The organism is Okeania sp. SIO2F4 (assembly GCF_010672385.1).
GTDB lineage: Bacteria > Cyanobacteriota > Cyanobacteriia > Cyanobacteriales > Microcoleaceae > Trichodesmium.
The window spans coordinates 1-7,079 of record NZ_JAAHGT010000491.1 but is presented as its reverse complement, the minus strand read 5'-3'; the positions used below and the strand labels follow the sequence as shown (position 1 = coordinate 7,079).

At 34.9% G+C, this 7,079-nt stretch carries 2 protein-coding genes; both read left to right on the top strand.

Features of this window, described 5'->3' with window-relative positions:
• Window positions 1-607 precede the first annotated feature (607 nt).
• Window positions 608-1,102, top strand: coding sequence for a hypothetical protein (locus F6K22_RS25595; protein WP_293104500.1), 495 nt, complete (start codon window positions 608-610; stop codon window positions 1,100-1,102).
• A 2,020-nt stretch (window positions 1,103-3,122) separates the two neighbouring features.
• The coding region (locus F6K22_RS25590; protein ID WP_293104498.1) for a hydantoinase/oxoprolinase family protein at window positions 3,123-7,079 on the top strand (3,957 nt) is incomplete at its 3' end.

Here is a 7,079-nt window from a genome sequence, read left to right as displayed (position 1 = left end):
TCCAATCGACCAAGAGAAGAAATAATATTTCCTGATCTTCAATCCTCTCGGTTAAAACCCGAGGTAATTATCAATTATCCATTATCAATTATCAATTAATGAACTTGTAGTACCTATCTTCAAGGGCAATATGGTTTAGAAAATATTTTTTTAGCAGTTCCCTATTTGTTAAGGAAGTGAGGGAGTTGGAAAAGTGTTATGTAGAAGCAGGTTATATAATATATGTTTATAATTCTATAATTACTTCAATATTCAATCTCCCCACATCTTCATCTCCCCATCTGTCCCAACTATATAATAAGTATTCAACCGGATTTGATATAAGAGACAGACTTGACAGATGTAGAACATTCTGCATTGATTAATTGTGAACAGGATATGCGTCAAAGTATAGAGATGGCACAGAAAATATTGAATATTTAGGTTTGTCTCTCTACAAGCATTTCTGATTTTCAAATTAAGAGTTATTAGAGTCTTTTCTCATAGTTAAATTTTAATTTGAAATTGGTTAATCATTTAACTGGTCGTGGGCAGGTTTAATCAACAAAAAGATGAGTCTACCCAATGGCGTTTATTAATGATTTCATACACATAAGGAAATCTGGAGATGTCAACAGAAAATCAGAGTTTAGAAACAGAAACAAATATTAATTTAGGGCATGATAATGAAAGCATTGGAGAAGAAAGTGTTGAAGATATAAATAAAACTCGTCTACTACTTACTTTATGGGATTTAGGAGGAGAAGGAGAAACAGCTATAGGAGTAAAAAAAAGTGAATTAACTACTAGAGTTAAACGGAAAAAATACGGTAAAAAAATAGGTAAATATCAAGGAGTATATGAGGAATTAGAAAAATTAGGAGCAATTAGAATTGAGGTGAAAAATAGAGCAGTATTAGTTTTTATTACAGATATAGGTAAGCAAATATTGGGAAAGGGTTTACAAAATCCTGATTTTAATTTTGAAGGAACTGTCGTAGCAACAAGGTTAGCAAATACACTTTTGAGATGGATAAGAGAAATGAGTAGTCAGGAAAATTTGGAAATGGAAATGGAATCAATGACAATTTCTGAAGGGACTCTATATGAAGGTGAATTATGATCGATTTATATAGTAATTTTCAAATTGGTGAGATACATAAGTTGGGGATTTTAGGGAATAGGGAATAGAAAAAAAAATAGTGTATCTCATTAATATAAGAACTGATATAGAAGCAAGATTATAATTACCTTGGCAAAATTAATTTAACATTTGCTGGAGATAAGAAATAGGGAACACCGCAACTGAGAAAAGATAATCTACCTGAGTAATATATATACAAATAATTTTGCTCGACTACCGATTGATTGAATCAAATAATTTTACAACACTTGATTTTTGACTGACATAGATAACAATTAGTAGTCCCTAAGACGACTAGTGGTCTGTCAAGATTGATGTGAGGGATAAGCTATTAAATTTTCTCCTTTGTCTACTTTCCTCCCTTGTCTTCCTTCCCTTGTCTGAACCCATCATTTGAAAATTGACAAACCACTAGTACATTATCACGCCTGTCAAATTTAGTCCCTACTGCAAATTTATGGCGCTTTTCATTAAATAGAATACAGAGATTTTGGCTTAAAGGCACTTATGCTGAGGACAGAAGCGGTGCAATCCCGCGGGGTGCGTAAGATGCAAGCGGTGCGACCCCGCGACGACGTTAGCGCACTTCGAAACTCCTCTGCAAGAGGCAAGTCGCAAGCGGTCGGAACCCGGCGAGGTCTCCTCGCCATGGGAATGCTGACCAAGAGAGGGAATGTGCACTCCTGTGAGGGAATGCTGACCAAGAGAGGGAATGCGCACTCCTGTGAGGCAGAAGCAATGCAAGTCAACATTTTGGAAAACCGCTATAACTTTTGACTTCTGATACCATTTCTCTGTAAGAATCCACTTAATAGACATCTGCGGAAAATAAATAAACCTTTTAGTTATATTGGCTAAAGAAAAAAAAGTCACCAGAAAAAAGAATTTTTTCTGCCTTTTTCGTAAAAATATCTTATCTGTTCCCTGTTCCCAGTTAAGTGTTCTCTACTATACCCAAAAAATCTATATCTTTTTCGCAGAGGTCTAATAATTCTTACCCAGACCTGAATTTGACTGAGAGTTATGATCTTTTATCAAGTGCAACTTGATGGAGAAATGGTATGAGGTGTTTCGCTTCGCGACATGAAACGCGTAGCGGTGCGTAGCACTATCGCCACTCTGAAGACTTTATCTAAAATCTAAAAACTGTAACTTCAGCAATTAACAATGAACAATTAATAATTAATAATTACCCCTTCTTAAAACGGAATTGATTGACTAAAAGGAAAATTTTTGAAGCCTCCCCTTGGATAGGGGAGGCTTCAAGGCGTGAATTGTTGAATGAATAATTAATTGACTATCAACTAAGATGAAGTTGAGCAATACCACTCTGAAGACTTTATCTAAAATCTAAAAACTGTAACGTAATAGTTTAATGAATCATCAATCAAAATAAAATTAGGTCATTTGTCTGGAACAATGCACTTAATAATTCCTTACCGAAAAATTGTGGTCTAAAGCCTCGCCTTGGATAGGGGATAAAAAGCGGTCGGAAAGCGGAGCATGACCTTAGGATGGGATGGCGAGGTCTCCGTTCCCTCCGGGACGCTACGCGAACTTCGAAGCTTTGCGAAGCGCAAACGCTTGCCTCCAATCGACCAAGACAGCGGTCGGAAAGCGGAGCATGACCTTAGGATGGGATGGATGGGTGACCTAACCATATCCAATCTCCCCTTGAGAAAACAGAATATTCGCCAAGGTCAAGCCTCCTTATTGCAGAGGTACTGAATTGCGCAGTTCCGACCATAGGAGGCTAAATGATAACTGAAATGACCCAGACCTGAATTTGATTGATAGTTATTCTCTTTTATTAAGTGCAACTTTATTGAGAAATGTTATGACTTCTGACTTCAGCTATATCAGCCTCTTTTGACAAACTGTACTTGGTATGTATGAATAATTATAAAAACTGCATAAAATTATGTTTGAGGATTTAGTATGGTTATAACTATTACCACTTTTGAATAAAAAAATTACAATTATTATCCCTAAAATTAATATGAATTTGACTAATACATTGATTACTAACAGCCTTTGGCAATTTTGGATTGACCGTGGCGGCACATTCACAGACATAGTTGCTAAAGCTCCTGATGGTAAAATTATTATTCATAAATTACTATCAGAAAATCCAGACCGCTACCCCGATGCACCAGTTCAAGGAATTAGAGAAATATTAGGAATTTCTCAAAATGAACCTATACCTTCAACACAAATAGAAGTAATTAAAATGGGTACAACTGTTGCGACTAATGCTTTATTGGAAAGAAAAGGCGATCGCACGGTTTTAGTCATTACTAAAGGTTTTAAAGATGCTCTGAGAATTGGTTATCAAAACCGCCCTAATATTTTTGCTAGGCAAATTATTTTGCCGGAAATGTTGTATGAAAAAGTTATTGAAGTTGAAGAACGTTATACAGCGAAAGGTGAAGAAATAATCCCACTTCAAACAACGGAATTAATTTCTCAATTTGAAACAGTATATAAGGAAGGAATTAGAAGTTGCGCTATTGTATTGATGCACGGTTATCGTTACCCGAAACACGAACAAAAAATCAAAGAAATTGCTCAAGAAATTGGATTTACTCAAGTATCTGTTTCTCATGAAGTTAGTCCTCTAATGAAATTAGTTAGTCGGGGAGATACTACTGTAGTTGATGCTTATTTATCACCAATTTTACGACGGTATGTTAATCAAGTTAGTAACTCTTTAGGCTTTTTTGATAAGTCGGGAAAAGAGAAAATATCTCCCCAGCAAAATTCCACCGAATCTACTTTTGAAAAAGAAGAAATAGAAGGTGAAGTGGGAGAAGGAACAGATAATCAAACAGATTTAACTTTAACTTTTCAAAAAGGTCTTTTAAATAGTCGCAATATTTCAGAAAGACAGCCAGTTAAACTAATGTTTATGCAGTCGAACGGCGGTTTAACAGATGCTCAAAAATTCCAAGGCAAAGATAGTATCTTATCCGGACCTGCTGGTGGAATTGTTGGAGCAGTTCAAACAAGTAAAATGGCAGGTTTTCATAAAATAATTAGTTTTGATATGGGAGGTACTTCTACTGACGTCGCTCATTACGCCGGAGCAGTAGATAAAACAATAGAATATGAACGAGAATTTGAAACAGAAATTGCTGGAGTAAGATTACGAACTCCGATCATGTCGATACATACTGTAGCTGCTGGTGGAGGTTCAATTTTATTTTTTGATGGTGCTCGTTATCGTGTCGGACCTGAATCTGCAGGAGCAAATCCCGGACCTGCTGCTTATGGAAAAGGCGGACCTTTAACAGTCACAGATTGTAATGTAATGGTGGGAAAAATACAGCCAGAATTTTTTCCTAAAGTCTTTGGTAAGGAGGGAAATTTACCTTTAAATTTGGAGATTGTTCAAGAAAAGTTTACTCAGTTAGCAGCAGAAATCGGTAATAGTAAAAAACCGGAAGAGGTGGCAAATGGATATTTAGCTATTGCTGTGGAAAAAATGGCAAATGCGATTAAAAAAATCTCTTTGCAAAAGGGTTATGATGTTTCGGAATATACTCTTTGTTGTTTTGGCGGAGCGGGAGGACAACACGCTTGTTTAATTGCTGATGCTTTGGGAATGAAACAAATTTTTATTCATCCTTACGCCGGAGTTTTATCTGCTTATGGGATGGGATTAGCAGATATTCGAGTGATGAAGGAAAAGGCGGTTGAAAAAATACTAACTTCGGAATTATTATCAGAATTGAAGGAAATTTTTACTAAGTTAGAAATTGAAGCAAAGCAAGAGTTAATAACAGAAAATTATTCGTCGGAAAATTCAGATTTAGAATCTACATTTGATAAGCAAGATACTGCTGTTACATCTTTGTCAGAAACTGAAGCTAAACAAGAATTAATATCTGAAAATTTTTCCTCAGAAAATCAAGATTTAGAATCTACAACAGATTTAATTTCAGAAAGGAATAATTTTGATAAGCAAGATACTGCTGTTACATCTTTGTCAGAAACTGAAGCTAAACAAGAATTAATATCTGAAAATTTTTCCTCAGAAAATCAAGATTTAGAATCTACAACAGATTTAATTTCAGAAAGGAATAATTTTGATAAGCAAGATGCTTCTGTTATATCTTTGTCAGAAACTGAAGCTAAACAAGAGTTAATATCTGAAAATTTTTCCTCAGAAAATCAAGATTTAGAATCTACAACAGATTTAATTTCAGAAAGGAATAATTTTGATAAGCAAGATGCTTCTGTTACATCTTTATTATCCAAAGTTCACCTCAAATATCAAGGCAGTGACTCAACATTAATCATAGACTTTTCCGAAAATATCTCCACAATGAAAGCCGAATTTGAAACAGCTCATCAACAAAGATATGGATTTATCATGGCAGAAAAATCCTTAATAGTTGAAGCAGTTTCCCTAGAACTTATTCAGCAAATGGAAACCCCTGAAGAAACAGAAAAATCTCCCACTAAAAAATCTCCTACAACTCCAGTTACAACAACACAAATTTACACCGCCGGAAAATGGCATGATACTCCTATTTATCTACGAGAAAATTTACAACCAGGAGACAAAATTAATAGTCCGGCCTTAATAATTGAAAAAACCGGAACCAATATTATCGAACCTGGATGGCAAGCAGAATTAACTACCAAAAATCACCTCATTTTAACCCGCAGCAAAACCTCAGAAACTAAAACAGAATTAACCAGCAAGTCTCCAGAAAAAAATTCAACTTCAGCAGACCCAGTAATGCTAGAAATATTTAATAACCTATTTCGAGCGATCGCCGAACAAATGGGAATTACATTACAAAATACTAGCTCTTCAGTAAATATCAAAGAAAGACTAGATTTTTCCTGCGCTATTTTCGATAAATACGGTCAATTAGTTGCCAATGCTCCTCACATTCCTATACATTTAGGTTCCATGAGCGAAAGTGTTAATGCTGTAATTTCTGAAAAAGGCGATACCCTTAAACCAGGAGATGTTTATGTTTTAAATAATCCCTACAATGGTGGCACTCATCTACCAGACATTACAGTTATTACTCCCGTATTTCCTACTCTACAAAAACCAAAAGATTGTTCTTTCATTGCAAACCAGGATTTGCAAAAAAAGAACAATAATACTTTTCCTGAAAATAATTCCACTGATGAAATTTTCTCAGATACAAATATTGGTTTAGACGATAAATTTATTACTCAAAAGTGGAAGTCGGCAAACCTTCATAGCAATGCAAATTTGATTTCCCAGAATCAGACAAATATTTGTCTTCAAACTAATTCCACTGATGAAACTTTCTTAGATACAAATATTGGTTTAGACGATAAATTTATTACTCAAAAATGGAAGTCGGCAAACCTTCATAGCAATGCAAATTTGATTTCCCAGAATCAGACAAATATTTGTCTTCAAACTAATTCCACTGATGAAACTTTCTTAGATACAAATATTGGTTTAGACGATAAATTTATTACTCAAAAATGGAAGTCGGCAAACCTTCATAGCAATGCAAATTTGATTTCCCAGAATCAGACAAATTTTCTCCTAAATACTTTTCCTGAAAATAATTCCAATGAAGAAACTCTATCCAATACAAATATTGGTTTAGGGGATAAGTCTATTACTCAAAAGTGGAAGTCGCCAAACCTTCCTAGCAATGAAAATTTGATTTCCCAGAATCAGACAAATATTTTTCCTGAAACTAATTCCACTGATGAAACTTTATCGAATACAACTCTTGGTTTAGGGGATAAATCTATTACTCAAAAGTGGAAGTCGGCAAACCTTCCTAGCAATGCAAATTCGATTTCCCAGAATCAGACAAATACTTTTCCTGAAACTAATTCCACTGATGAAACTTTATCGAATACAACTCTTGGTTTAGGGGATAAATCTATTACTCAAAAGTGGAAGTCGGCAAACCTTCCTAGCAATGCAAATTCGATTTCCCAGAAT